The sequence below is a fragment of the Streptomyces sp. NPDC045956 genome (assembly GCF_056430705.1).
The window spans coordinates 262,984-286,603 of the sequence record NZ_JBWKKZ010000012.1 but is presented as its reverse complement, the minus strand read 5'-3'; the positions used below and the strand labels follow the sequence as shown (position 1 = coordinate 286,603).

The 23,620-nt window shown below is 71.4% G+C and carries 21 protein-coding genes; 8 read left to right on the top strand and 13 right to left on the bottom strand.

Annotated elements, in window-relative coordinates; genetic code table 11:
• The first annotated feature begins 60 nt into the window (after window positions 1-60).
• Together AC07FV_RS29050 and AC07FV_RS29045 are read left to right on the top strand one after the other, a co-directional pair.
• Window positions 61-612 (top strand): VanZ family protein, encoded by a 552-nt coding sequence (locus tag AC07FV_RS29050; RefSeq protein WP_479090343.1) that lies wholly within the window; start codon window positions 61-63, stop codon window positions 610-612.
• Window positions 613-705: 93 nt separating this feature from the next.
• Window positions 706-909, top strand: a complete 204-nt coding sequence (locus AC07FV_RS29045) for a PspC domain-containing protein (protein ID WP_053136142.1) — start codon at window positions 706-708, stop codon at window positions 907-909.
• 129 nt (window positions 910-1,038) lie between these two features.
• Here the strand turns inward: AC07FV_RS29045 and AC07FV_RS29040 are convergent, their stop codons facing one another.
• Both AC07FV_RS29040 and AC07FV_RS29035 read right to left on the bottom strand, forming a co-directional pair.
• Entirely contained in the window at window positions 1,039-1,407 is a 369-nt protein-coding gene (locus tag AC07FV_RS29040; RefSeq protein WP_479090342.1) for an ATP-binding protein, read from the bottom strand.
• A 137-nt stretch (window positions 1,408-1,544) separates the two neighbouring features.
• The gene (locus AC07FV_RS29035; RefSeq protein WP_479090340.1) at window positions 1,545-2,714 is read right to left on the bottom strand and encodes an adenosine deaminase; all 1,170 of its coding nucleotides are present in this window, start codon (window positions 2,712-2,714) and stop codon (window positions 1,545-1,547) included.
• Between the two features lie 149 nt (window positions 2,715-2,863).
• On the opposite strand from AC07FV_RS29035, the gene AC07FV_RS29030 reads away from it, so the two are divergent.
• The gene (locus tag AC07FV_RS29030) at window positions 2,864-3,625 is read left to right on the top strand and encodes an alpha/beta fold hydrolase (protein ID WP_479090338.1); all 762 of its coding nucleotides are present in this window, start codon (window positions 2,864-2,866) and stop codon (window positions 3,623-3,625) included.
• A gap of 33 nt (window positions 3,626-3,658) precedes the next feature.
• Here AC07FV_RS29030 and AC07FV_RS29025 read toward each other — a convergent pair whose 3' ends face one another.
• Window positions 3,659-4,612: a LysR family transcriptional regulator gene (locus AC07FV_RS29025; RefSeq protein WP_384695271.1), complete on the bottom strand. Its 954-nt coding sequence runs from the start codon at window positions 4,610-4,612 to the stop codon at window positions 3,659-3,661.
• A gap of 63 nt (window positions 4,613-4,675) precedes the next feature.
• Between AC07FV_RS29025 and AC07FV_RS29020 the strand changes: the two genes are divergently transcribed.
• Window positions 4,676-5,995, top strand: coding sequence for an MFS transporter (locus AC07FV_RS29020; RefSeq protein WP_479090337.1), 1,320 nt, complete (start codon window positions 4,676-4,678; stop codon window positions 5,993-5,995).
• Between the two features lie 140 nt (window positions 5,996-6,135).
• Window positions 6,136-7,149, top strand: coding sequence for a sigma-70 family RNA polymerase sigma factor (locus AC07FV_RS29015; RefSeq protein ID WP_479090336.1), 1,014 nt, complete (start codon window positions 6,136-6,138; stop codon window positions 7,147-7,149).
• On the opposite strand, the gene AC07FV_RS29010 is transcribed toward AC07FV_RS29015, so the two are convergent.
• Complete coding sequence (locus AC07FV_RS29010) at window positions 7,033-7,419, bottom strand: STAS domain-containing protein (protein ID WP_479090335.1); 387 nt, start codon at window positions 7,417-7,419, stop codon at window positions 7,033-7,035. The two genes, AC07FV_RS29015 and AC07FV_RS29010, sit on opposite strands and share 117 nt — an antisense overlap.
• A 129-nt stretch (window positions 7,420-7,548) precedes the next feature.
• Here AC07FV_RS29010 and AC07FV_RS29005 point away from each other — a divergent pair, with 129 nt between their 5' ends.
• Entirely contained in the window at window positions 7,549-8,469 is a 921-nt protein-coding gene (locus AC07FV_RS29005) for an AEC family transporter (RefSeq protein WP_479090372.1), read from the top strand.
• 1 nt (window position 8,470) lies between these two features.
• Here AC07FV_RS29005 and AC07FV_RS29000 read toward each other — a convergent pair whose 3' ends face one another.
• The 9 genes from AC07FV_RS29000 to AC07FV_RS28960 all read right to left on the bottom strand — a co-directional run bounded on the left by AC07FV_RS29000 (window position 8,471) and on the right by AC07FV_RS28960 (window position 19,134).
• Entirely contained in the window at window positions 8,471-9,055 is a 585-nt protein-coding gene (locus AC07FV_RS29000; protein ID WP_479090333.1) for a Uma2 family endonuclease, read from the bottom strand.
• Between the two features lie 96 nt (window positions 9,056-9,151).
• Window positions 9,152-10,429: a thymidine phosphorylase gene (locus tag AC07FV_RS28995; RefSeq protein ID WP_479090370.1), complete on the bottom strand. Its 1,278-nt coding sequence runs from the start codon at window positions 10,427-10,429 to the stop codon at window positions 9,152-9,154.
• Window positions 10,430-10,472: 43 nt separating this feature from the next.
• Window positions 10,473-10,865, bottom strand: coding sequence for a cytidine deaminase (locus tag AC07FV_RS28990; RefSeq protein ID WP_383641112.1), 393 nt, complete (start codon window positions 10,863-10,865; stop codon window positions 10,473-10,475).
• Window positions 10,862-12,127, bottom strand: coding sequence for an ABC transporter permease (locus AC07FV_RS28985; protein WP_479090331.1), 1,266 nt, complete (start codon window positions 12,125-12,127; stop codon window positions 10,862-10,864). Before AC07FV_RS28985 ends, AC07FV_RS28990 begins: the two co-directional genes overlap by 4 nt.
• Window positions 12,124-13,245, bottom strand: a complete 1,122-nt coding sequence (locus AC07FV_RS28980) for an ABC transporter permease (RefSeq protein ID WP_479090330.1) — start codon at window positions 13,243-13,245, stop codon at window positions 12,124-12,126. The genes AC07FV_RS28985 and AC07FV_RS28980 overlap by 4 nt, the downstream gene beginning before the upstream one ends.
• The gene (locus AC07FV_RS28975) at window positions 13,245-14,810 is read right to left on the bottom strand and encodes an ABC transporter ATP-binding protein (protein ID WP_479090328.1); all 1,566 of its coding nucleotides are present in this window, start codon (window positions 14,808-14,810) and stop codon (window positions 13,245-13,247) included. Before AC07FV_RS28975 ends, AC07FV_RS28980 begins: the two co-directional genes overlap by 1 nt.
• A 224-nt stretch (window positions 14,811-15,034) precedes the next feature.
• The gene (locus AC07FV_RS28970; RefSeq protein ID WP_384695254.1) at window positions 15,035-16,084 is read right to left on the bottom strand and encodes a BMP family lipoprotein; all 1,050 of its coding nucleotides are present in this window, start codon (window positions 16,082-16,084) and stop codon (window positions 15,035-15,037) included.
• A gap of 493 nt (window positions 16,085-16,577) precedes the next feature.
• Window positions 16,578-17,627: a BMP family lipoprotein gene (locus tag AC07FV_RS28965; RefSeq protein ID WP_479090326.1), complete on the bottom strand. Its 1,050-nt coding sequence runs from the start codon at window positions 17,625-17,627 to the stop codon at window positions 16,578-16,580.
• Window positions 17,628-17,889: 262 nt separating this feature from the next.
• Complete coding sequence (locus AC07FV_RS28960) at window positions 17,890-19,134, bottom strand: M20 family metallopeptidase (protein ID WP_479090324.1); 1,245 nt, start codon at window positions 19,132-19,134, stop codon at window positions 17,890-17,892.
• Window positions 19,135-19,494: 360 nt separating this feature from the next.
• Between AC07FV_RS28960 and AC07FV_RS28955 the strand changes: the two genes are divergently transcribed.
• Together AC07FV_RS28955 and AC07FV_RS28950 are read left to right on the top strand one after the other, a co-directional pair.
• Window positions 19,495-19,965 carry a hypothetical protein gene (locus tag AC07FV_RS28955; RefSeq protein WP_479090323.1) on the top strand — a complete coding sequence of 157 codons (471 nt, stop codon included), beginning with the start codon at window positions 19,495-19,497 and terminating at the stop codon, window positions 19,963-19,965.
• Between the two features lie 20 nt (window positions 19,966-19,985).
• A partial coding sequence (locus AC07FV_RS28950; RefSeq protein WP_479090321.1) for an NACHT and WD repeat domain-containing protein occupies window positions 19,986-23,620 on the top strand: 3,635 nt, incomplete at its 3' end.

Below are 23,620 nucleotides of genomic sequence, written 5' to 3'. Positions count from 1 at the left end.
CCTCACCCTTGCGCGGGAGTCACCGGAACCGCGCGTGGCGGCACCGGCGTCTTGGGGGACGTGCAGCGTCTTGGGTTTCCCGGCGGCAGCGCCGCGCTCCGCATCCGTGCGACAGGAAGTGTCCTCCTCGTCGCACATCTCGCGTTCGTCGCCTGGTACACGCTGCGGCCGCTCGACGTCCCGTGGGTCCTGCCGCCCAACCTCCAGCCGTTCGCCTCGATCCGTGCCGACCTGGCGCTCGGCTGGCCCTCGGCGGTCCGGGCGCTCGGCGGCTCGCTCGCCCTGCTGGCGCCGCTCGGCGTCCTGCTGCCCATGGCGGGCGGCCGGCTGACCGTCTCGCCGCTGGCCTCCCTGCTGCGCACCCTGGCCGCTGCCGCCCTGCTGTCGCTGGGGATCGAGCTGTTGCAGACGGGGGTGCCCGGTCAGGTCGTCGACGTGGACTCGCTGCTGCTGAACACGGCGGGCGCGGCCCTCGCCCACCTCGTCCTGGTCCCCGCGGGCCGTGCTCGGCTCCGCCGCAGGTCCGAGGAGGGGGGGTGGGAGGACGTCCCCAGGGACGAGCCCGCTCAGGGTCGGACCCCGACGATTCCCAGGGTCGGTATCGCCCCGTAGAGCGACGCTTTGTTCCGTTCGTCTCCGTAGCGTGGAGGGCAGATGAAGGGGAAGCCGACCGGCAGACCCGCCCACGCTCACGAAGGAGCCGCGATGTCCCGCCTCGCCCGCCCCACCCATGGCCGCATGATCGGCGGAGTGTGCGCCGCGCTGGCCAGGCGCTTCGGCACCTCCACGACCACGATGCGGGTGATCTTCCTGGTCTCCTGCCTGCTGCCCGGCCCGCAGTTCCTGCTCTACCTCGCCCTGTGGCTCCTGCTGCCGTCCGAGGAGAAGGCCGCCCGTACCGCCTGGTGACGCCCCGCGCGGCCGGCCCGGTCCCCTCCGGATACTCCGGACACCTCCCCTCAGGTACGCCGACGGGGCGCACCCGAAGCCTTCGGGTGCGCCCCGTCGGCGCATGGGGAGGTGCGGGGGCGGCGGGACTCAGCCGCCGAGCGGGAGGCCGTTGACCGGCAGGCCCGAGGTGGGCAGGCCCTTCGTCGGCAGACCACCGAGCAGGCCGGCCACCGGCTTGGTCGGGCCGTTGGAGAGCTGCTCGTTGAGGACCTGCTCGACGACCGGCTGAGCGGCGGTCAGACCCGTGCCGGAGACGTGGCGGCCCTGCTCCAGCGCGTTGCCCGCGCCGGGCACCACCTGGGAGAGGGTCTCCGCGGGCAGCGTCGCGGCGACGGAGTCCACCGTCTTCGCGGTGTCCGGCAGCGCGGGGGCCGCGGTGGCCGCACCTGCACCGACGGCGGCGAAGGCGGCACCGAGGGCGGCGACACCGAGGGTCTTGGCAGCAGACTGCTTCATGAAATGCGTCCTCGAAATGATGGCGGGGATGTGAGCGGTCCTCGACCGTAAACATGCGACACCCCTCGCGGCAAACATCGAAATGCGGACGGGTTGTGAAAGCCCGTCCGCGTTTCCGTATTACCGTCCGCTGCCGCTCAGCCCTCGCTCTTCGGAAAACCGCTGGTGGAGGCCGTCTGCTGGAACAGCCATTCGGACTTCAGCTCCGCGTATCCGGGCTTGATGACGTCATTGATCATGGCCAGTCGTTCATCGAAAGGAATGAACGCTGATTTCATCGCATTGACGGAGAACCACTGGATGTCGTCGAGCGTGTAACCGAACGCGTCGACAAGGTGCTCGAATTCCCGGCTCATGCCGGTGTGGGACATCAGCCGGTTGTCGGTGTTGACGGTGGCCCGGAAGTGCAGCCGGCGCAGCAGCCCGATGGGGTGCTCGGCGTAGGAGTCGGCGGCCCCGGTCTGGAGGTTGGAGCTGGGGCACAGCTCCAGGGGGATGCGCTTGTCCCGGACGTACGAGGCGAGCCGCCCGAGCTTGACGGTGCCGTCCTCGTGCACCTGGATGTCGTCGATGATGCGCACGCCGTGCCCGAGCCGGTCGGCGCCGCACCACTGGAGGGCCTGCCAGATGGACGGCAGGCCGAAGGCCTCGCCGGCGTGGATGGTGAAGTGGTTGTTCTCCCGCTTCAGGTACTCGAAGGCGTCCAGGTGCCGGGTGGGCGGGTATCCCGCCTCGGCGCCCGCGATGTCGAAGCCGACGACTCCGAGGTCGCGGTAGCGGTTGGCCAGCTCGGCGATCTCCAGGGCGCGGGCGGCGTGCCGCATGGCGGTGAGCAGGGCGCCGACCCGGATGCGGTGGCCGTGGTCCCGGGCGCGCCGCTCGCCCTCGCGGAAGCCCTCGTTGACCGCCTCGACGACCTCTTCGAGGGTGAGCCCGCCCTCCAGGTGCTGCTCGGGGGCATAGCGCACCTCGGCGTAGACGACGCCGTCCTCGGCGAGGTCCTCGGCGCACTCGGCGGCGACCCGGACGAGGGCGTCGCGGGTCTGCATGACGCCGACGGTGTGGGAGAAGGTCTCCAGGTACCGCTCCAGCGAGCCGGAGTCGGCGGCCTGCCGGAACCAGGCGCCGAGCCGGTCGGCGTCGGTCTCGGGGAGGCCCGAGTAACCGGTCGCCCGGGCGAGTTCGACGACCGTGCCGGGACGCAGCCCGCCGTCGAGGTGGTCGTGCAGCAGAACCTTCGGCGCCCGGCGGATCTGCTGCGGCGTCGGAGTCTTCGCGGTGGTCTTCGCGGTGCTCTGGCTCGTCATTTCCGCACTCTAACTCCTACGCGCGTAGAAAGGCGGTCGGACGACTACGCGCGCACGGGAAACGCGGCCGGGGTGTACGGATCCGTCGATATGTAACGGTGACTGCGAAGACGGGTGGCGTACACCCGGTCTTCTGAGAATGTTCTGTCATGGCACAGCAAGCGACGCCGGTCCGTCAGGCCCGGCTGGGGCGAACGCTCGGTCCGGAGGGGACGGCGGTCAGCGGGGTGGTGCTGCTGCTCCCCGCGGGCGACGAGGTGTCCAGCCGCAGGCCGTCCCCGCTGCTGGCGACCGCGTCCGTACGGGCGTTGGGGCGCCGGCTCGCCCGCGCGGGCCGGGACGAGGGCCTGGCCACCCATGTCGTGCACTACCGCTGCCGCGGCTGGAACGGCGCCGAGGCCCACCTGGCCCGCGACGCCGACTGGGCCGCCGGCGAGGCCGTACGGCGCTACGGCGACGTCCCGGTCTGCCTGCTCGGCGTCGGCATGGGCGGGCGGGCGGCCCTGCGCGCGGCCGGGCACGAGGCCGTCAACGCGGCGCTCGCGATCGCCCCTTGGCTGCCGGACGAGGACGTGGCCGCGCCCCCCGAACCGGTGAAGCAGCTCGTCGGACGCCAGGTGCTGATCGTGCACGGCACCAACGACGGGCGCAGCGACCCGGAGTTGTCGTTCCGGCTGGCCGCTCGCGCGAAGAAGGCCAACCGCGCGGTGTGCCGCTTCGAGGTGCACTCCGACGGTCACGGGCTGCGCCAGTACCGGGACGAAGTGGCGGCGCTGGCCGAGGACTTCGTGATGGGCGCGCTCTTCGGGCAGTCCTTCGCCCGGCCGCTGGAGGACGCCCTGGCCGCTCCCCCTCCGCTGGGACTGCGGATGCCGCTGGCGGTGGGCTTCGGACGGTCGCTGCGGCGTTAGGCGCGGGTGCGGGGTTCTCCCGGGGAGGTCGGGTCAGGACGGCAGCAGGTGGCCGCGGCGCGACAGCAGGAACTTCTTGAAGGCCGCCACCGGGGGCGTGTCCGTGCGCCCCGCCAGCCAGGCCACGCCGATCTCGCGGGCCGCGCGCGGTGCGGTGACCGTCAGTTCGACCACGCCGGGGCGGGGGACGGCGGGCGGCGGCAGCAGGGCGACGCCGAGGCCGGCCGCGACCAGGCCGCGCAGCGTCTCCGCCTCCTCCCCCTCGAAGGCCACCCGGGGCCGGAAGCCGGCCTCCTTGCACAGGGCGTCGGTGATGCGGCGCAGGCCGTAGCCGGGCTCCAGGGTCACGAAGGTCTCGTCGGCGGCCTCGGCGAGGCGGATGCGCCGGCGGCCGGCCAGGGGGTGGTCGGCCGGGACGACCAGGCGCAGCTTCTGCTCGTCGAGGCGCCGGGCGACCAGGTCGGGGGCGTCCGGGACGGGTGAGGTCAGGCAGAGGTCGAGTTCGCCGGCGCGCAGCCGCTCCAGCATGGCCTCGCCGTAGTTCTGGACGAGGCTGAAGCGGACGCGGGGGTGGTCGGCGCGGAAGGCGTGCAGCAGGCCGGGGACGGTCTCGGCGCCCATGGTGTGCAGGAAGCCGAAGGCGACCTTGCCGGTGGCCGCGTCGGCGTCCGCGCGGACCTCCTCGGCGGCGCGCTCCACCTCGGCGAGGGCGCGTTCCACGGAGCCGAGGAAGGTGCGCCCGGCGACGGTCAGGGCGAGGGTGCGGCCGCGGCGCACGAACAGGTCGACGCCCAGGTCGGCTTCGAGGCGGACCAGGGCGCGGGAGAGGGTCGACTGGGGGACGTTCATCTCCTGGGCGGCCCGGGTGACGTGCTCGGTGCGGGCCACGCCGGCGAAGTGCGCGAGGCGGGGCGCGAGCAGCGCGACGATGTCTTCCGTGTCACCGTGCGGTGACAGGCGGGGCTGTGAGCTTTGCTGATGCGCCATGGGAACGATTATCCCCGTTCCGTGCATTGGACGGATGAGTCGCGGTCTCCGTACGGTCGCAGCATGACTCCCGCCGATACCGGGGCGTCCACGATCGTGGGCGCCGCTGCCTCCGCCTCCGCTCCCCACGCCCCCGCCAGGGCCGCCGCCGGTGATCCGGGCGGCGCCCGCGAGGCGCGGATGACCCCGGGCGGTCCCGGTTACCGCCGGATGAGTCTCGCCCTCTTCCTCGCGGGCGTCGCGACCTTCGCGCTGCTGTACTCCACCCAGGCCCTGCTGCCGCTGATCTCCGGCGACCTGGGTGTCACGGCGAGCGACGCGAGCTGGACGGTGGCCGCCGCGACGGGTGGCCTCGCGCTGTTCGTCCTGCCGATGAGCGCCCTGTCGGAACGTTTCGGCCGGCGTACGGTCATGACGGCGTCGCTGGCGGTCGCCGTGACCGTCGGGCTGCTGGTCCCCTTCGCCCCGTCGCTGACCGCGCTGGTCGCGCTGCGCGCGGTGCAGGGCGCGGCGCTGGCCGGGCTGCCGGCCTCGGCGACGGCGTACCTCGCGGAGGAGGTCACGCCGAGGGCGCTGGTCACCGCGATCGGCCTGTTCGTCGCGGGCAACAGCGTGGGCGGGATGAGCGGCCGGGTCATCACCGGCTGGGTCGCCCAGGAGTGGGGCTGGCGGGTCGCCGTCGGCGTGATCGGCGCCGTGGCGGTGGCCTGCGCGGTGGCCTTCCGGATGCTGCTGCCGGCGCCGAGGCACTTCACGCCGGGCTCGCTGCGCCCGCGGGTCCTGGTCCGCACGGTCCGCGACCACCTCGCCGACCCGCTGCTGCGCCGCCTGTACGCGATCGGCGCGCTGTTCATGACGGTGTTCGGCGGCGTCTACACGGTGATCGGCTACCGCCTGACGGAGGCGCCGTTCTCGCTCCCGCAGGGCGTCATCGGCTCGATCTTCCTGGTCTACCTGGTCGGCACGGTCTCGGCGTCGGCGGCGGGCCGCCTGGTGGGCCGCCTCGGCCGCCGCGGGGCGCTGTACCTGGGCGGCGGCACGACGGCGGCGGGTCTGCTGCTGTCCCTCGCTCCGTCCCTGCCCCTGGTGCTGCTCGGGCTGGTGCTGATCACGGCGGGCTTCTTCGCCGGGCACGCGGTGGCGTCCTCGGCGGTGAGCCGGACGGCCACCCACGGCCGCGCCCAGGCCTCGGCGCTGTACCAGTCCGCCTACTACATCGGCTCCAGCGCGGGCAGCACGGTGGGCGCGCTCGCCTTCCACTCCGGCGGCTGGGCCGGGACGGTCGGGGTCGGCCTGCTGGCGGTGGCGGGCGTGGTGGCGCTCACGGTCGCCGGTTCGCTGGCCGCCCGGCGCACGGCCGAGGCCGCGCCGGTGCCCGCCTGAGCGGGCCGGGACCGTTCCGCACCGACTCTCCGACCTGCGCTTTCCTCGACTGCACAGGCCATTGTCAGTCCCCTGCGGTAGCTTCCGAAGTGCGAGGCGCGAAGACGCGCACGACGTGACGGCCCAGGGGTGGGTGGACCATGAGCAACGGCACCATGACGACGGAGCTGGATGCCGCGCTGGAGAAGCACCGGACCGAGCTGACGGGGTACTGCTACCGGATGCTCGGCTCCTCCTTCGAGGCGGAGGACGCGGTGCAGGACACCCTGGTCCGCGCCTGGCGGAGCTACGACAAGTTCGAGGGCCGCTCCAGCCTCCGTTCCTGGCTCTACCGCATCGCGCACAACGTCTGCCTGGACATGCTGACCGCGGGCAACAAACGGGCCCGTCCGATGGACCTCACGGACTCCACCCCCCTCGCGCAGGCCGCTCTGTCGCCGCGCCCGGACCACACCTGGCTGGAGCCGATGCCGGACGCCCGCGTGCTGCCCTCGACCGCCGACCCGGCCGAGGCCGCCGTCGCGAAGGAGTCGGTGCGGCTGGCCTTCATGGCCGCGCTCCAGCAGCTGCCGCCCAAGCAGCGGGCGGTGCTGATCCTGCGCGAGGTGCTGGCGTGGAAGGCCGCCGAGGTCGCCGAGCTGCTGGGCACCTCGGTGGCGTCCGTCAACAGCGCCTTGCAGCGCGCCCGCGCCACCCTCGCCGAGCGGGAGGAGCGGGCCGACGCCGCCGCGGTGTCCGACCCGCTGGACGAGGAGCAGCAGAAGCTCCTGGACCGCTATGTCGCGGCCTTCGAGGGCTATGACATGACGGCCCTCACGGCGCTGCTGCACGAGGACGCGGTGATGACGATGCCGCCGTTCGACCTGTGGCTGGCCGGTCCGGCGGACATCACCGGCTTCATGACGACCCTCGGCGCCGCGTGCGCGAACTCCCGGCTGCTGCCGGTCAACGCCAACGGGCTGCCCGGCTTCGCGCACTACAAGCCGGACCCGGAGGCGGGCGGCTACGCGCCGTGGGCGGTCCAGGTGCTGGAGATCTCAGACGGGCGCATCACCGGGTTCCACTGCTTCCTCGACACCAAGCGGTGGTTCCCGCTCTTCGACCTGCCGCTCCGTCTCGAAGCGGAGCCCGACGAGGTCCAGCAGGGCGTGTAGGGCGGGGTCGGGGTCGCGCAGCCGGATCCGGCCCCCGGCCCGCCGGGCGGTGAGTTCCAGGCGGGCCAGCAGGTCGACGACGGCGAGTCCCGGCGGCCCCAGCCCGCCGACGTCGCAGACGACCACCCCGGCCCGGGTGGCTTCCAGACGCGCGCGCACCTCGTCGCAGAGCCGGGGCGTCTCCCCTCGGGAGACGGGCCCCGGCAGCACGAGTACGGCGGGTGTCACGGCGTCCACGTGCGGTAGACCCGGGCCGGTCCGGGAACTCATCGGTGCCCGACATCAGAGATCACATTGACGTGCGCACGCCCTCCCCCCGAGGGTTTGCTGTATGCCCCACGCATCCCCTCCCGCCGCCGTGCCCCCGGTTGTCCCCGCCCTCGTCGAGGAGGCGTGGCCGTGCAGGGGGTGCTGACCGGCTTCGCGGTCATCGCGGTGGTCATCGCCGTCGGGTACGTGCTCGGTCTGCGCGGCCACCTCGGGCCCCAGGGGCGTGAGGTACTCACCAAGCTCGCCTTCCACGTGGCCTCACCGGCCCTGCTGTTCACCACGCTCGCGACGGCCGACCTGTCGGTGGTCTTCTCCAGCCGGCTGCTGGTCACGGCGCTGTCGACGGTGGCGGTGGCCGGTGTCTTCGTCGCGGTGGGCGTGACCCGGGGCTGGGGCGTGGGCCGGACCACGATCGGGGCGTTGTGCTCCGGCTATGTGAACGCCGGCAACCTCGGCATCCCGATCGCCGTGTACGTGCTGGGCGACGCCTCGCTGGTCGCGCCGGTGCTGCTGTTCCAGCTGGTGCTGGTGACGCCGGTGGCGGTGACGATCCTGGACCTGGCGGGAGGAGGCGGTGAGGGCCCGCTGTGGCGCCGGCTGCTGACGCCGGTGCGCAATCCGATAGCGCTGGGCTCGCTCGCCGGGGTCGCGGTCGCCGCGAGCGGTCTGCGGGTGCCGGGGGCGGTGATGGACCCGCTGACCCTGATCGGCAACATGTCCGTCCCGGCGGTCCTGCTGGCCTTCGGCATCGGGCTGTGCGGGTCCACGATGCCGTTGCGGGGCGTGGAGCGGCGGCCGGTGCTGCTGGCGGTGGCGCTCAAGACGGTCGGTCAGCCCGCGGTGGCCTGGGCGCTGGCGTCCGGGGTGTTCGGGCTGCGGGGCGCGCATCTGCTGGACGTGGTGGTGACGTCGGCGCTGCCGGCCGCGCAGAACCTCTACACGTACGCGTCCGCCTACCGGGTGGGCGAGCGGCTGGCCCGGGACGCGGTGCTGGTGTCGACGGTGGTCTCGGTGCCGGTGCTGGTGGGGGTGGCGGCGGTGCTGGGGTGAGTCAGGACTCGGGGAACTCGCCGGTGTCGAGGGTCAGGTCGAAGGGGGCGGGGAGCCGGAGGGGGTCGCCGAACTTGGCGGCGCCCAGCACCCGGTAGACGTCACCCTTCGGTTCGCCGTAGAGCGTCGCGGTGGGTCCGCCGGGGGCCCAGCGGTCGACGAGGAGGTAGAGCGGGATGCCGGCGGTGGCGTAGGCGGCGGGCTTGCTCACGCGGTCGTGGCGGGCGTTGGACTTGGAGGTGACCTCGACGACGAGCTGGGCGAGGGCGGCGGGGATGTGGGTGTCGGACTCGGTGTGGTCGGGCAGTTGCGCCACCACGATGTCCGGGATCAGCATCCCCAGACGGGACGGTACGGCGATCGCCAGGGTCTGGAAAACCTCCCATTCCTCGGGGATCGCGGATACCAAACGGCGGTGGATGCGCGAGGCGGTGACGTTGTGAGGCAGTCCCGGAGCAGGTGACACGGTGATGATCCCCTCGATGATCTCCACCTTGCTGCCCTCGGGCCATTCCATCTCCTCCCAGAACCGGACGAGGTCGTCCCAGCTCTGGTCGGGCTCCTGGCTCACCGTGAGTGCGCTCATGGCGGTTCTCCTGTCTGTGCGTCACCGATCCCAGCATGCCGAACGGGACCGGTGGAGGTCCACCGGTCCCGTTCACCCGGATGAGGAAGGCGCAGGTCAGGCGATACGTTCCCGCACCACCGGCGAGGCGGTGAAGGCCGTGCCCGCGGGGGCCACGTCGTAGGAGCCCTCGACCGCGGCGAGGGCGTACGCGAAGCGGTCCGGGGTGTCGGTGTGCAGGGTCAGCAGGGGCTGGCCCTCGGTGACCGTGTCGCCGGGCTTGGCGTGGATCTCGACGCCCGCACCGGCCTGCACCGGGTCCTCCTTGCGGGCACGGCCCGCGCCCAGGCGCCAGGCGGCGACGCCGATGTCGTAGGCGTCGAGGCGGGTCAGGACGCCGGAGGCGCCCGCCTTCACGACGTGCTGCTCCTTCGCGGTCGGCAGGGCCGCGTCGGGGTCGCCGCCCTGGGCGCTGATCATGCGGCGCCAGACGTCCATCGCGGAACCGTCGGCGAGGGCCTTCGCCGGGTCGGCGTCCTTCAGGCCGGCGGCGTCGAGCATCTCCCGGGCCAGGGCGAGGGTCAGCTCGACCACGTCGGAGGGGCCGCCGCCCGCCAGGACCTCGACGGACTCGCGGACCTCCAGGGCGTTGCCCGCGGTGAGACCGAGGGGGGTGGCCATGTCGGTCAGCAGGGCGACGGTCTTCACGCCGTGGTCGGTGCCGAGGCCGACCATCGTGGAGGCCAGCTCGCGGGCGTCCTCGATGGTCTTCATGAAGGCGCCGCTGCCCACCTTCACGTCCAGGACCAGCGAGCCGGTGCCCTCGGCGATCTTCTTGGACATGATGGAGGAGGCGATCAGCGGGATCGCCTCGACCGTGCCGGTGACGTCCCTGAGGGCGTACAGCTTCTTGTCGGCGGGCGCGAGGCCGTCGCCCGCCGCGCAGATCACCGCGCCGGTGGTGTCCAGGACGTCCAGCATCTCCTCGTTGGAGAGCAGGGCGCGCCAGCCCGGGATCGACTCCAGCTTGTCCAGGGTGCCGCCGGTGTGGCCGAGGCCCCGGCCGGAGAGCTGCGGGACGGCCGCGCCGCAGGCGGCGACCAGCGGGGCGAGCGGCAGGGTGATCTTGTCGCCGACACCGCCGGTGGAGTGCTTGTCGGCGGTCGGGCGGGACAGGGACGAGAAGTCCATGCGCTCGCCGGAGGCGATCATCGCGGCGGTCCAGCGGGCGATCTCGCCGCGGTTCATGCCGTTGAGCAGGATGGCCATCGCGAGCGAGGACATCTGCTCGTCGGCCACCTCGCCGCGCGTGTACGCGTCGATGACCCAGTCGATCTGCTCGTGGCTGAGTTCGCCGCGGTCCCGCTTGGTGCGGATGACGGAGATGACGTCCATGGCCATGGCTGGCGTTCCTTACGGGATTGCGGGATTGCGGGGGTTACTTGGCGAGGTGGTCGGGGCCGAAGGCCTGCGGGAGCATCTCCGAGAGGGGGAGCACACCCGCCGGGGTCTCCAGCAGCATGTCCGGCCCCCCGAACTCGTACAGCAGCTGTCGGCAGCGGCCGCACGGTACGAGGATCTCGCCGTGGCCGTCGACGCAGGCGAAGTGCGTCAGCCGGCCGCCGCCGGTCAGCTGGAGCTGGGAGACCAGCCCGCACTCGGCGCACAGGCCGATGCCGTAGCTGGCGTTCTCCACGTTGCAGCCGGAGACCGTGCGGCCGTCGTCGACCAGGGCGGCGGCGCCGACGGCGTACCCGGAGTAGGGGGCGTAGGCCCGGGCCATCGCCTCCCGGGCCGCCGTGCGCAGCGCGCCCCAGTCGACGTCGGTCACTTGCCCTGCCCCTTCCGGTACGGCATGCCGTTCGCCCGGGGCATCCGCAGCCGCTGCGCGGAGAGCGCGAGGACGACGAGGGTGACGACGTACGGCGTGGCGGAGACGACCTGGTTGGGGACGTCGTCGGTGCTCGCGTACCAGGCGAAGACCAGCGCGCCCACGACCAGCGTGATCGCGGCCTTGACGTACTTCTTGCGGATCACCAGCCAGATCGCGCCGGCGATGAGCAGCAGCGCGCCGAGCAGCAGCAGGGCGTGCACGTTGGCGGAGCCGCCGCGCAGGTTGAGGCTGTCGGTGTAGCCGAAGAGGCCGGCGCCGATGGCGAGGCCGCCGGGCATCCAGTTGCCGAAGATCATCGCCGCGAGGCCGATGTAGCCGCGGCCGCTGGTCTGGCCCTCCAGGTAGAAGGGGTTGGCCACGATGGAGAGGAAGACGCCGCCGAGACCGGCCAGGCCACCGGAGATGATCACGGCCAGGTACTTGTACTTGTAGACGTTGACGCCGAGCGACTCGGCGGCGACCGGGTTCTCGCCGCAGGAGCGCAGCCTGAGACCGAACGGCGTGCGCCACAGGATGTACCAGGTGGCGGGGATCAGCGCGACGGCGATCAGGGTGAGCCAGGAGACGTTGGTGACCAGGCCGCCGAGCAGACCGGCGAGGTCCGAGATCAGGAACCAGCCCTTGTCGTTGAGGTCGACCAGCCCGTCGGACAGGCCCGGCACCGTGAAGTGCCCGAGGGAGTCCACCGGCGGGGACTGCTTGGCCGAGCCGCCCTGGTGGCCCTCGAAGGCGAGCGGGGCCAGGTAGCGGGTCGCGCCGAGGGCCAGGATGTTGATGGCCACGCCGGAGACGATGTGGTTGACGTTGAAGGTGATCGTCACGATGGCGTGCAGCAGGCCGCCGATCGCGCCGCCGACGATGCCCACCAGGACGCCCGTCCACGGGCCCCACTGGAAGCCGGCCCAGGCACCGAACCAGGTGCCGAGGATCATCATGCCCTCGAGGCCGATGTTGACGACGCCCGCGCGCTCGGCCCACAGACCGCCCAGGCCGGCGAGGCCGATCGGCACGGCGAGCTGGAGCGCGGTGGACATCTGGCTGACGTTGGTGATGCCGTCGGCGCCGGTGATCAGGCGCACCAGGGAGGTCAGGGCCAGGGCTCCGGCGATGACCAGCATCAGGACGGGCAGGGACAGGCGGCGGCCGGTCGGCGCCGCGGGCTGCAGCGTGGGCTGGTTGAGGTCGGTCGCGGTGGTCATCGGCCGGCCACCTCCTTCTTGTTGTCGGTGGCGCCGAGGACGTGACCGGCGGCCAGCTCCGCGCCGACGCGGCGCTGCTGGCGGCGCAGGCCCCACTCGCGGACGGCCTCGTAGGAGACGACGACCGAGAGGACGATCAGGCCCTGCATGATGACCGCGATCTCCTTGTCGTAGCCGTGGAAGTCCAGCTCGGGGCTGGCCTTGTCGAGCCAGGCCCACAGGAGGGCGGCGAAGGCGATGCCGACGGGGCTGTTGCGGCCGAGCAGGGCGATGCCGATGCCGAGGAAGCCGATGCCGGTGGGGAAGTTGAGGCTGTAGGTGTGGGTGCCGCCGAGCAGGATCGGCAGGCCCGCGAGACCGGCGAGGCCACCGGAGATGAGCATCGCGGTGAGCACCATGCGCTTGGGGTCGACGCCGCTGGCCGCGGCGGCGGACTCGGAGGCGCCGGAGGCGCGCAGGTCGAAGCCGAAGCGGGTGCGGTTGAGGACGACCCAGTAGCCGATGCCGAGCAGCACGGCCAGGATCACCAGGCCGTAGACCTCGCCGGCCGCGCCCATGTCGATGCCGGGGATCCAGCCGGACTCGTGCATCTCGCCGGTGGTGTTGTTGTTGCCGATCTTGACGCCGAAGACGTCCGGCAGCCAGAGGTAGCCGATGACGGAGGTCGCGATGGCGTTGAGCATGATCGTCGCGACGACCTCGCTGACACCGCGGGTCACCTTGAGGACACCGGCGATGCCGGACCAGAAGGCGCCGGTGAGGACGGCGGTCAGCAGGAGCAGCGGGACCTGGAGGGCGGCCGGCAGGTTCGCGTGGGCGCCGACGATCGCGGCCATCATGGCGGCGAGCTGGTACTGGCCGTCGACGCCGATGTTGAACAGGTTCATCCGGAAGCCGATGGCCACCGCCAGGGCCGCGATGTAGTACATCGACGCCTGGTTGATGATCAGGACCTGGATGTCGGAGAAACCGGCCTGCTCGAACATCAGGGCGAACGGCTCGACCGGGTTCTTGCCCGAGGCGATCAGCACGATCGCGCTCAGGACGAAGGCCACGGCGAGCGCGATGACCGGTCCGGCCACCGCGAGGAGCACGCGCTCCTTGTCGAACTTCTTCATCAGCGGGCCTCGTCTTCCGGAGCCTCGGGAGACTTGCGGATCTCGGGGGTCTCTTCGTGTTCCAGGTGGCCGGTCGCGGCGCCCGTCATGGCCGAGCCCAGCTCCTCGGGGGTGATGGTGGCCGGGTCGGCGTCCGCGACCAGCCGGCCGTCGTAGATCACCCGGAGGGTGTCGGAGAGGCCGATCAGCTCGTCCAGGTCGGCGGAGATCAGCAGGACGGCGAGGCCCTCGCGGCGCGCCTCCCGGATGTGGTCCCAGATGGCGGCCTGCGCGCCGACGTCCACACCGCGGGTGGGGTGGGCGGCGATGAGGAAGCGCGGCTTGTGGCTCATCTCGCGGCCGACGATCAGCTTCTGCTGGTTGCCGCCGGAGAGCGAGGCGGCCGTGACGTCGATGCCCGGGGTGCGGACGTCGTACGTCTCGACGATGCGGCGGGTGTCCTCCTGGGAGCCCTTGGGGTCCAGCCAGACGCCCTTGCTGTTGGGCTTCTCGGTGACGTGGCCGAGGATGCGGTTCTCCCAGAGCGGGGACTCCAGGAGCAGGCCGTGGCGGTGGCGGTCCTCGGGGATGTAGCCGACGCCCTGCTCGCGGCGCTTGCGGGTGGGCAGCGCCGTGATGTCCTCGTCGAGGAAGCGGATGGTGCCGGAGTCGGCGTGCCGCAGGCCGATGAGGGCGTCGACCAGCTCGGTCTGGCCGTTGCCCTCGACGCCGGCGATGCCCAGCACCTCGCCGGCGTGGATGGTGAAGGAGATGTCGTCCAGCAGGGCCTTGCCGCCGGGGGCCGCGAGGCGCAGCGTGTCGACGGTGAGGACCGCGCGGTCGGTGACCGTGGACTCGGCCGTCTCCGGCGTGGGCAGCTCGCTGCCGACCATCAGCTCGGCGAGCTGGCGCGGGGTGGTCTCGTCGGGCACGGCCGTGCCGACCGTGGTGCCGCGCCGGATGACGGTGATGTCGTCGGCGACCGAGAGGACCTCGCCCAGCTTGTGGGAGATGAAGATGACGGAGAGGCCCTCCGCCTTCAGCTCGCGCAGGTTGTCGAAGAGGGCGTCCACCTCCTGGGGCACGAGCACGGCGGTCGGCTCGTCCAGGATCAGCGTGCGGGCGCCGCGGTAGAGGACCTTGAGGATCTCCACGCGCTGGCGGGCGGCGACGCCCAGTTCCTCGACCAGGCGGTCGGGCTCCACGCCGAGGCCGTAGCGCTCGGAGATCTCCTTGATCGTGCGGCGGGCCTTGGCGCCGATGCCGTACAGCTTCTCGCTGCCGAGGACCACGTTCTCCAGGACCGTGAGGTTGTCGGCGAGCATGAAGTGCTGGTGGACCATGCCGATGCCGCGGGCGATGGCGTCGGCCGGCGAGGAGAAGGCGACCTGCTCGCCGTCGATCGCGATGGTGCCCTCGTCCGGCTTCTGCATGCCGTAGAGGATCTTCATCAGGGTCGACTTGCCGGCGCCGTTCTCCCCGACGAGGGCGTGGACGGTGCCCTTGCGGACGGTCAGGTGGATGTCGTGGTTGGCCACGACACCGGGGAATCGCTTGGTGATCCCGGCGAGCTCGACGGCGGTCACCGATTCGTTGACCGCCGCTCCGGCCGGAGGGCTGCTGGACGCGTTGATGGCGCACTCTCCTGGGGACGGGGGCCGTCTACGCGCGTAGCGCCCCTACGGATCCAAAAGCGGCGGCGGCACATCGCCACGACGGGGTACGAGGAGGAGGCCCGGAGGCGTCCTCCTCGTACCCCGTCGAGCGGTGCGACCACCGCGGTTACACGCTGTTCGAGGTGTTGCTCGGCTCAGCTGCTCTTGACCTTGATCTCGCCGCTGACGATCTTCTCCTTGGCCGTCTTGAGGGCTGCCTGGAGCTCGGCGTCGTCCGCGAACTTCGGGTTGGAGTCCGCCAGGCCGACCTCACCGGACTTCAGATCGCCCCGAACGATACCGGTCTCCGGCTTACCGTCCTCGACCGACTTGGAGAGGTTGTAGACCGCCTTGGCGACGTCCTTGGTCGCGGACGTCAGGATGGACTCCTTGTACTTCGCGAGGGCTTCCTGCTGGTACTGGTCGGAGTCGACGCCGATCGCCCACACCTTGTTGGCGGCGGCGGCCTCGATGACACCCTGACCGGAGAGACCGGCCGCCGCGTAGACGACGTCGGCCTTCTTCTCGATCTGGCCCTCGGCAGCGGTCTTGCCCTTGTCGGGGCTGGAGAAGCCGCCCTCCTCGGCGGTCTGCGTCAGGTACTGCGAGACGACCTTGACCTTCGGGTCGGTGTCCTTGACGCCCTGCTCGAAGCCGGCCTGGAACTTGTGGATCAGCGGGATGTCCACGCCGCCCACGAAGCCGACCGTCTTGCTCTTGGTGGTCTTGGCGGCGGCGACACCGGCGAGGTAGGAGGCCTGCTCCTCGTTGAAGACCAGGTCCGCGACGTTCTTCGCCTCGATGGTGGCGTCGTCGACGATGCCGAAGGTGGTGTCGGGGTACTTCTCGGCGGCGCTCTTCAGCGCGGCGGCGTACGCGTAGCCGACGCCGACGACCGGGTTGTAGCCCTGCTTCGCCAGCGAGACCAGGCGCTGCTCCTTGTCGGCGTCGGTCTCGCCGTCGGTGGGCTCGACGTCGGCGGTCTCGTAGCCGAACTCCTTCTTGGCCTGCTCCAGACCCGCGTAAGCGGCGTCGTTGAAGGACTGGTCGCCCTTGCCGCCGACGTCGTACGCGATGGCGAGGCCCTTGTCGCCCTTGGACTCCGAAGAGCCGGAGTCGGTGGAGGTGCCACCGCAGGCGGAGAGGGCGAGGGCCAGGGAGGCGGTCGCTGCGCCTGCGACCGTGATCCGGGAAATCCGGCGCATGTCTGGTGCTCCTGTCGTACAAGCGCCGGGGACGGTTCGGGTACGGCGCTGGCTTCGCCGCAGATTAACGCGCGTAGACCTGCCTGAAAACCCCTTCTGTCCACCTTGTTATCCGCCCGTGAGCAAGGCGGGCCGTGCGGGCGTCCGGGGCTTGCCGGACGCGAACGAGGGGTGGCGGAGGGTGACATCCGGCGCCGGGGGCGGGCAGGGCGGGGCGGTGGGGGCGGGCGTCGGGAGCGGGCGGGGGGCAGGCGTCCGGAGCGCGGGCGAGGGGCAGGCGTCCGGAACAGGCGGACGCCAGGCATCCGGAGCGGGCAGGGCGGGCGCGCCGGGCATCTGGGGCGGGCGGGCACCGTCCGGAGCGGGCAGGCGCCGTCAGGGGGGCGGGGGCCGGGTACGGCGGGGCAGGGGCCGGGCATGGCGGAGCGGGCGGGGCTTTCGCGCGCCCGCCCGCTCCGTCGTCCGGTGTCGTGCCGTGCCGATCCGGTGGGGACTACTCCGTCTTGACCTTGATGGAGCCGGCGATGATGCCTTCCTTCGCCTTGGCCACGGCCTCCGTCAGGCCCGGGACCTCGGCGTACTTCGGGTTGGCGTCGGACAGGCCCACGCCGTCGGACTTCAGGTCGAAGGTCCGGGTGCCGTTCAGCGGCTTGCCGTCCTCGACGGACTTGGCCAGGGCGTAGACCGCGCCGTTGATGTCCTTGAGGGCGGAGGTCAGGATGGAGTCCTTGTAGGCCGCGAGCGCTTCCTGCTCGTACTGGTCGGAGTCGACGCCGATCGCCCAGACCTTCGCCTTCGCGGCCGCCTCGATCACACCCTGGCCGGACAGGCCGGCCGCCTGGTAGACGACGTCGGCCTTCTTCTCGATCTGCCCCTCGGCGGCGGCCCGGCCCTTGTCGGGGCTGGAGAAGCCGCCCTCCTCCGCGGTCTGCGTCAGGTACTGAGAGACGACCTTGACCTTCGGGTCGGTGTCCTGGACGCCCTGCTTGTAACCGGCCTCGAACTTGTGGATCAGCGGGATGTCCACGCCGCCCACGAAGCCGACCGTCTTGGTCTTGGTGGCCTTGGCCGCCGCGACGCCGGCGAGGTAGGAGGCCTCGTTCTCGGCGAAGACGAGGGAGGCGACGTTCTCGCCCTCGACCACGGAGTCGACGATGCCGAAGGTGGTGTCGGGGTACTTCGCGGCGACGGCCTTCATCGCCGGGCCGTAGGCGAAGCCGACGCCGATGACCGGGTCGTAGCCCTGCTTCGCGAGCGAGGCGAGGCGCTGCTCCTTGTCCGCGTCGGTCTCGCCCTCGGTGGGCTCGATGTCGGCGGTCTGGTAGCCGAACTCCTTCTTCGCCCGCTCCAGCCCGGCGTACGCGGCGTCGTTGAAGGACTGGTCGCCCTTGCCGCCGATGTCGTACGCGATGGCGAGGCCCTTGTCGTCCTTGCCGCCGTCACCGCTGTCGCTCTCGCTGCTGGTGCCGCCGCAGGCCGTGGCGGCGAGTGCGAGCGACGCGACCCCCACCGCGACGCGGGTCAGTCTGGATATCCGACGCATCTGAAGCTCCCCATTCTCCAAAGCCCCGCAGCGGGCGCTCGGTTCGGCGCAGATTAACGCGCGTAGAAACTCCTGGGAACGGGGTTCCCCGGGGCCGTTACCCATTCGTGCCGCTGGCCGGTTACGGCCCGGTGAACCACCGGCGCGAAGGGGAGCGAAGGGGGCACCCGGGGCGCGCCGCACGACCTCGCGCGCTTGTGGATCAGGCTGCCCCCGGCCCGCCGCGGCCGCAACCGCGGTGGGCGGGGCGGGGGCGGCCGCGCTACACGGCGTCGATCAGCGCGGCCGCGGTGAACATCTCCACCCCGACCGTGATCGCGTGCTCGTCGACGTCGAAGTCGCCCTGGTGCAGGTCGCGGATGACGCGCTCGCCGGGCGGGCGGACGCCGAGCCGGGCCATCGCGCCGGGCACGTGCTCCAGGTACCAGGAGAAGTCCTCGCCGCCGAGGCTCTGCTCGGTGGACTCGACGGAGTCCGTGCCGCGCCGGGCGACCATGGCGGCCTGGAGCAGTTCGGTGCTGGTGACCTCGTTGACGACCGGGGGGACGCCGCGGACGTAGGTGATCTCGGACTTCGCCCGGTACAGGTTGGCGATCTCGTCGATGGCGCCGACCACGAGGTCGGGCGCCTGCCGCCAGGCGTCGAGGTCGAGGCAGCGCACGGTCCCCGCGAGTTCGGCGTGCTGCGGGATGACGTTCGGGGCGTGGCCGGACTCGATCCGCCCCCAGGTCAGCGCGAGGCCGCTGCGGCTGTCGACGCGCCGGGCGACGAGCGGGGGCACGTCGGTGACGACGCGGGCGGCGGCGGTGACCAGGTCGGTGGTGAGGTGCGGGCGGGCGGTGTGTCCGCCGGGGCCGTCGAGGGAGATCTCCAGCCGGTCGCAGGCGGAGGTGATCGGGCCGACCCGCAGCCCGATCCTGCCCGCGTCCACCCGGGGGTCGCAGTGCACGGCCAGGATGCGGCGCACGCCGTCGAGCGCGCCGCCCTCGATGGCATCGGCGGCGCCGCCGGGCAGGACCTCCTCGGCCGGCTGGAAGACCAGCCGCACGGGCCGGGGCAGCAGGCCCTGCTCGTGCAGGGCGGCGAGGACGAGGCCGGTGCCGAGGACGACGGTGGTGTGCACGTCGTGCCCGCAGGCGTGGGCGCGGTCCGGCACCTGGGAGCGGTAGGCGCACTCGCTCTTGGTGTCGGGGATGGGCAGGGCGTCGATGTCGGCCCGCAGGGCGAGCATGCGGGGTCCGCCGGTCCACCGGCCCGTGTCCGTGTTCGTGCCGATGTCGCAGATGAGCCCGGTCCCGACGGGGAGCACCCGCGGCTTCAGGCCGGCCCGCTCCAGCCGTTCCTTGATCGCGGCGGTGGTGCGGAACTCCTGGTTGCCCAGCTCGGGGTGCATGTGCAGGTCGCGGCGGAAGGCCACGAGCTCCGCGCGCAGCGCGTCCGGCAGGGTGCCGGGCAACGTGGCGTCGGCGGTTCCACCGGGAGTGTCGGCCTCGGACTCTGGGGACATCAACGCTTTCACCCTCTGAAGAGTAGGGCGCCCGACGGTCCGGTCGACCCACGATCAACGAAAATTCAGCCCGTCAGGGGAAGAAAATCCGACCGCCCTACGCATAGCCATCGACTCGCTTGGGTAAGCTCGGCCGCCTTTCCGACCGAGCCGTTCTCGAGACCCAACGCTCTTCCCACGGGTACCACGCCGCGCACGCCGCACGCGCCGTTCCGGTCCTCGGGCGCAGCAAGATCCCCCGCCGCCCCCGTTGGCCGAAGCCGCACGGCCGAGGAACTCCCGCTTTGCCTGCGATGTACCGCCTGTCCGTGCTTGGATACGGGATCGCAGGAGACACCGGTCGGCGCGGCGGGGGATCACATGGAACCAGAGCTGACGGCACTCGCCGCTTCGGCCACCACGATGCTCGTGGGCGAGATGACCCGGGACGGTTGGACTCGGACCAAGCAGGCCGTTGCCTCGCTGTGGCGGCGCACGCGGCCCGAACAGGTCGCTCACGTGGAGTCCGAGCTGGACATGACCCGGGCCGACCTGGTGGCCGCTCGCGCGAACCGGGACAGCGAGACCGAGGCGGAACTGGCGGCCGAGTGGCAGGGGCGACTGCGTCGCCTGCTCCATCAGGACGCCGATGCCGCAGAGGAGCTCCGTCGGCTCCTCGCCTCGGCGGGCACCTCGTCCCAACACGTGGCGGACTTCAGCGGGGCAGTCCACTTGGGCTCCGGCGACATCAATCAGGCGGGTCGGGACATGACCATCTCCAAGGTGGCTCCTCTCCCCCCGCGCCATGACCCGGGCGACCGCCCGCATGTCCCAGGGCCGAGCACCGGCTGAGGCGGGCGGGGGACGGGCCTGTGCCGAGCGAAGGCAGCACCACGGGCGGTGGAGACGGGGAGCCGACGCAGGCCTTTCCCGACACGAACCGTCACCCGGCCGTTCACTACGGCCAGGGTGACATCAACCTGGCCCAAAGGGACATCCACATCCGCTACGAGGACGGCGTCCACGAGACACTGCGCTCCCGACCCGGCCCCTCGGATCAGGCGTGCCCGTACCCGGGACTCGCCGCCTTCACCCGAGAACAGAGCGAGTGGTTCTTCGGGCGCGATCGCCAGCTCGCCGAGCTGGTCGACCGACTGGACCAACGGCTGGCCAGCGGCGGCATTCAGATGGTGGTGGGGCCTTCGGGGGCCGGAAAGTCCTCCCTGCTCCAGGCCGGCCTGGCGGCCCGCCTGCGCGAGGCGGCTCTTCCCGCATCCGGAACGTGGGCACAGACAGTGCTCACTCCTACGGCCGACCCGGTCGGCGCACTGGTTTCGGCGATCCGGTCCCTGGCTCCCGACGTGCGGCCCACGCCCCTCCAGGGCCAAGCACACCCGGAGATCAAGGGCATGACGCGGAAGATGGCCGCTGACCCTACGCGATGCCTCCGCTTGCTGCAGCGCACTCTCGACGGTCTCACCGGCTCGGCCACCGGCACACAAGGCGGCGGCCCGCGGGCTGTCGTGATCGTGGACCAGTTCGAGGAGCTCTTCACTCTCTGCACCAGCGAGGAACGGCGGACCACGTTCATCGACCTCCTGGCCCGCATCGCGGAGAACCGCCCCGACGGCGGTCCGGCCGCCCTCCTGGTGATCGGGCTACGTGCGGACTTCCTCGGCCAGTGCCTCACCTACGCGCACTTACGCGCCGCTGTCGAGGATCGACTCTTCACAGTCGGTCCCATGTCCGAGACCGAACTGCGGGAGGCGATCCGATTCCCGGCGCGTCGCGCGCGTCTCACGATCGATCCCGGGCTCGTCGACATACTTCTGCGTGATCTCGGAGTCTCCACCGACGATGCCCGCTCCGCCGGTTACGAGGCAGGACGGCTGCCTCTTCTCGCCCATGCCCTGCGCGCGACCTGGCAGCAACGCAATGGATCAACCCTCACTGTTCACGGATACAGGACGACCGGTGGGATCAGTGGAGCGATCGCCAAGACAGCCGACCGCGTCTTTCGGAGCTTGAGCCCCGCCGAGCAGACGGCCGGCCGTCTCGTCTTCCTTCGACTGGTGAGGATCGGGGAGGGCACCGACGACGTCCGACGACGTCTGTCCCGTGAGGAGGCGGTGGGGAGCGGGGCTGACTCCGGTGCGGCAAGTGCGGCCCTCGAGGCGTTCAGCGGAGCCAGGCTGATCACGCAGGACCGGGACACGGTCGAAGTGACGCACGAGACTCTGATCCACGCATGGCCACAGTTGCGTGACTGGATCGATTCGGATCGCAGAGGTCGCCTGATCCACCAGCAGCTCGCGGAGTCGGCTGCCGCGTGGAAGAGGCGACTGAGAGATCCTGCCAAACTCCTGCGCGGAACCGATCTGCGAGCCGCCGACGAATGGGCCCGGGACCCGGCCAACCGGGCCGATGTCAGCCCGCGGGAGCGAGAGTTCCTCAACGCCTCGCTGCGCGCCGTATCGCGCACTCGTCGATGGGTCATCACGGGGATCGCCGCTCTGGCGTCGCTCACGGTGGTCACGTCGATAACGGCGATCGCGGCGAACGCGCAGCGGCACAGGGCCACCAAGGCGGAGCAGACCGCTGAACGGCAGCGGGACAGCGCCGTCCACGGGCAGTTGGTCGCGGAGTACGGACGACTCAAGGAATCGGACAGTACGGCGGCCGCGCAGCTGAACGTGACCGCTCATCTCATGCGGCCGACCGCACATACCCGTTCACGTCTGATGACGGACGTCAACAGCCCGCTCTCCACAGTCGTCGACGGGGTCAGATCGGACCTCGTGGCCTTCAGCCCGGTCGACGACACAGCTCTCGCCGCCGGGGGCGAGGCGGTGCTGATGTTGGACAAGAACAGTCCTCAGCACCCCGAAGTGTTGGCGAAGCCAATCGCCGAACAGTCGGGACCCGTGCGGTCCATGGAGTTCAGCCGGGACGGGAAGACCCTGATCTCGGTCGGGCCCGGCACGAGCTCCATCGAGATGTACCAGTGGCAGGCCGGCCGGGGCCACTCCCCCTCCGCCCGCACCCTGGAGCTGTCGGACGACGAGGCGCGAGGTCCGTCCACCGTGACGCTGAGTCCGGACGGGCGCACCATGGCTGTCGGGTTCGACAGCGGTGGGATCCGGCTTGCGAACATCGAGGACCCCGCGCGGCCAGTGATCCTCGGTGAATTCATCCGCACCGGTCACGGCCCGTTCTCCGGCCTTGCCACGGACAACGGAGCCCTGCTCTCAGGTTTCGAGGACGGAGCAGCACCGAGAGAAGTCGCCTTCAGCCCCGACGGCCGTCTACTGGCCGCGTCGGTGAACGACGACGTGCTGATGTGGAATGTGACGGAACCCGCTCGTCCCGTTGCCACGACCAACAGCCCGCTGTCTCTTCCTGCGGCGCCTGCCGGCCTCCACGCGCTACGCAACGGCCGTAGCCTCGCGTTCAGTCCGGACAGCGGGATGCTGGCTGTCGGGAGCTACGACGGCACCGTCAAGGTCGTGCCCGTGACGGGACACCAAGACCCCGTGGTCCTGGGGCGCCCGGTCCCCCGTCCGCGCGCCCAGGCGTCGACCGTGGACTTCGGCCCCGGTGGAGGGACACTGGCCGTCGGCGGGACCGATGGCGTGGTGCGGATCTGGAACGTCTCCGATCCGAAAACCCCCAGGGTCCTGCACGAGTCCCTCGCGGGCCATGCAGCTCCTGTCAGCTCGGTGTCCTTCAGCGCCGACGGCACGTCACTCGCCACTGCGAGTACCGACAAGGTGGTGCGGATCTGGAGAGTTCCTGCCACATCTCTTCTGGGGCACACCGGCACAGTGTCGTCCCTGGCCTTCACCCATGACGGCCGGACACTGGCCACGGGGAGCCAGGACAGGACCGTCCGGCTCTGGAACGTGGCGGATCCGCGGCAACCTACCCGGCTGGGCGAGGCGTTGACCGGGCATTCCGCGGCCGTCACCTCCGTGGCCCCGAGCCGTGACGGATCCACGCTCGTCACAGGCAGTGCCGTGGGGTGGGACGTACGTCTGTGGAACGTGGCGGATCCCTCACACGCCGAAGCGCGGGGTAGACCACTGGAGGCCGCGACGACGCCGGTGGATGCAGTAGCGATGAGTCCCACCGGTCGCATCCTCGCCACCGGCACCACCAACGGGAAGATCGCCCTCTGGCAAGTGAACAATCAGGAACGGCCGGACAAACTGGGCACGGCCGACCTGGGCCTGACGATGGAAGACATCGGCATCTCCTCATTGGCGTTCAGTGCCGACGGACGGACCCTGGCTGCAGGGAGCGACGACGGGGTCGTCCGGCTGTGGGACGTCAGCGACCCGGAGGGCCCCGCCCTCCGCGGTGATCCCTTGACCGCTCACACCGACGCGATCACCTCCGTCGCTCTGAGTCTCGACGGGGAATCCCTGGCCGTCGGCAGCGACGACCGGACTGTGCGTGTGTGGGACGTGAGCGACTTGGACCGCCCCGTTCCACTGGGTGATGCCCC

Bases quoted from the DNA above. Each gene is read 5' to 3' on its own strand.
- AC07FV_RS29025 (WP_384695271.1), bottom strand. From the start codon at position 4,612: ATGGCGCATCAGCAAAGCTCACAGCCCCGCCTGTCACCGCACGGTGAC.
- AC07FV_RS29030 (WP_479090338.1), top strand. From the start codon at position 2,864: ATGGCACAGCAAGCGACGCCGGTCCGTCAGGCCCGGCTGGGGCGAACG.
- AC07FV_RS29020 (WP_479090337.1), top strand. From the start codon at position 4,676: ATGACTCCCGCCGATACCGGGGCGTCCACGATCGTGGGCGCCGCTGCC.
- AC07FV_RS28965 (WP_479090326.1), bottom strand. From the start codon at position 17,627: ATGCGTCGGATATCCAGACTGACCCGCGTCGCGGTGGGGGTCGCGTCG.
- AC07FV_RS28980 (WP_479090330.1), bottom strand. From the start codon at position 13,245: ATGAAGAAGTTCGACAAGGAGCGCGTGCTCCTCGCGGTGGCCGGACCG.
- AC07FV_RS29045 (WP_053136142.1), top strand. From the start codon at position 706: ATGTCCCGCCTCGCCCGCCCCACCCATGGCCGCATGATCGGCGGAGTG.
- AC07FV_RS29040 (WP_479090342.1), bottom strand. From the start codon at position 1,407: ATGAAGCAGTCTGCTGCCAAGACCCTCGGTGTCGCCGCCCTCGGTGCC.
- AC07FV_RS28995 (WP_479090370.1), bottom strand. From the start codon at position 10,429: ATGGACGTCATCTCCGTCATCCGCACCAAGCGGGACCGCGGCGAACTC.
- AC07FV_RS28970 (WP_384695254.1), bottom strand. From the start codon at position 16,084: ATGCGCCGGATTTCCCGGATCACGGTCGCAGGCGCAGCGACCGCCTCC.
- AC07FV_RS29010 (WP_479090335.1), bottom strand. From the start codon at position 7,419: ATGAGTTCCCGGACCGGCCCGGGTCTACCGCACGTGGACGCCGTGACA.
- AC07FV_RS28955 (WP_479090323.1), top strand. From the start codon at position 19,495: ATGGAACCAGAGCTGACGGCACTCGCCGCTTCGGCCACCACGATGCTC.
- AC07FV_RS29015 (WP_479090336.1), top strand. From the start codon at position 6,136: ATGAGCAACGGCACCATGACGACGGAGCTGGATGCCGCGCTGGAGAAG.
- AC07FV_RS28985 (WP_479090331.1), bottom strand. From the start codon at position 12,127: ATGACCACCGCGACCGACCTCAACCAGCCCACGCTGCAGCCCGCGGCG.
- AC07FV_RS29000 (WP_479090333.1), bottom strand. From the start codon at position 9,055: ATGAGCGCACTCACGGTGAGCCAGGAGCCCGACCAGAGCTGGGACGAC.
- AC07FV_RS29035 (WP_479090340.1), bottom strand. From the start codon at position 2,714: ATGACGAGCCAGAGCACCGCGAAGACCACCGCGAAGACTCCGACGCCG.
- AC07FV_RS28960 (WP_479090324.1), bottom strand. From the start codon at position 19,134: ATGTCCCCAGAGTCCGAGGCCGACACTCCCGGTGGAACCGCCGACGCC.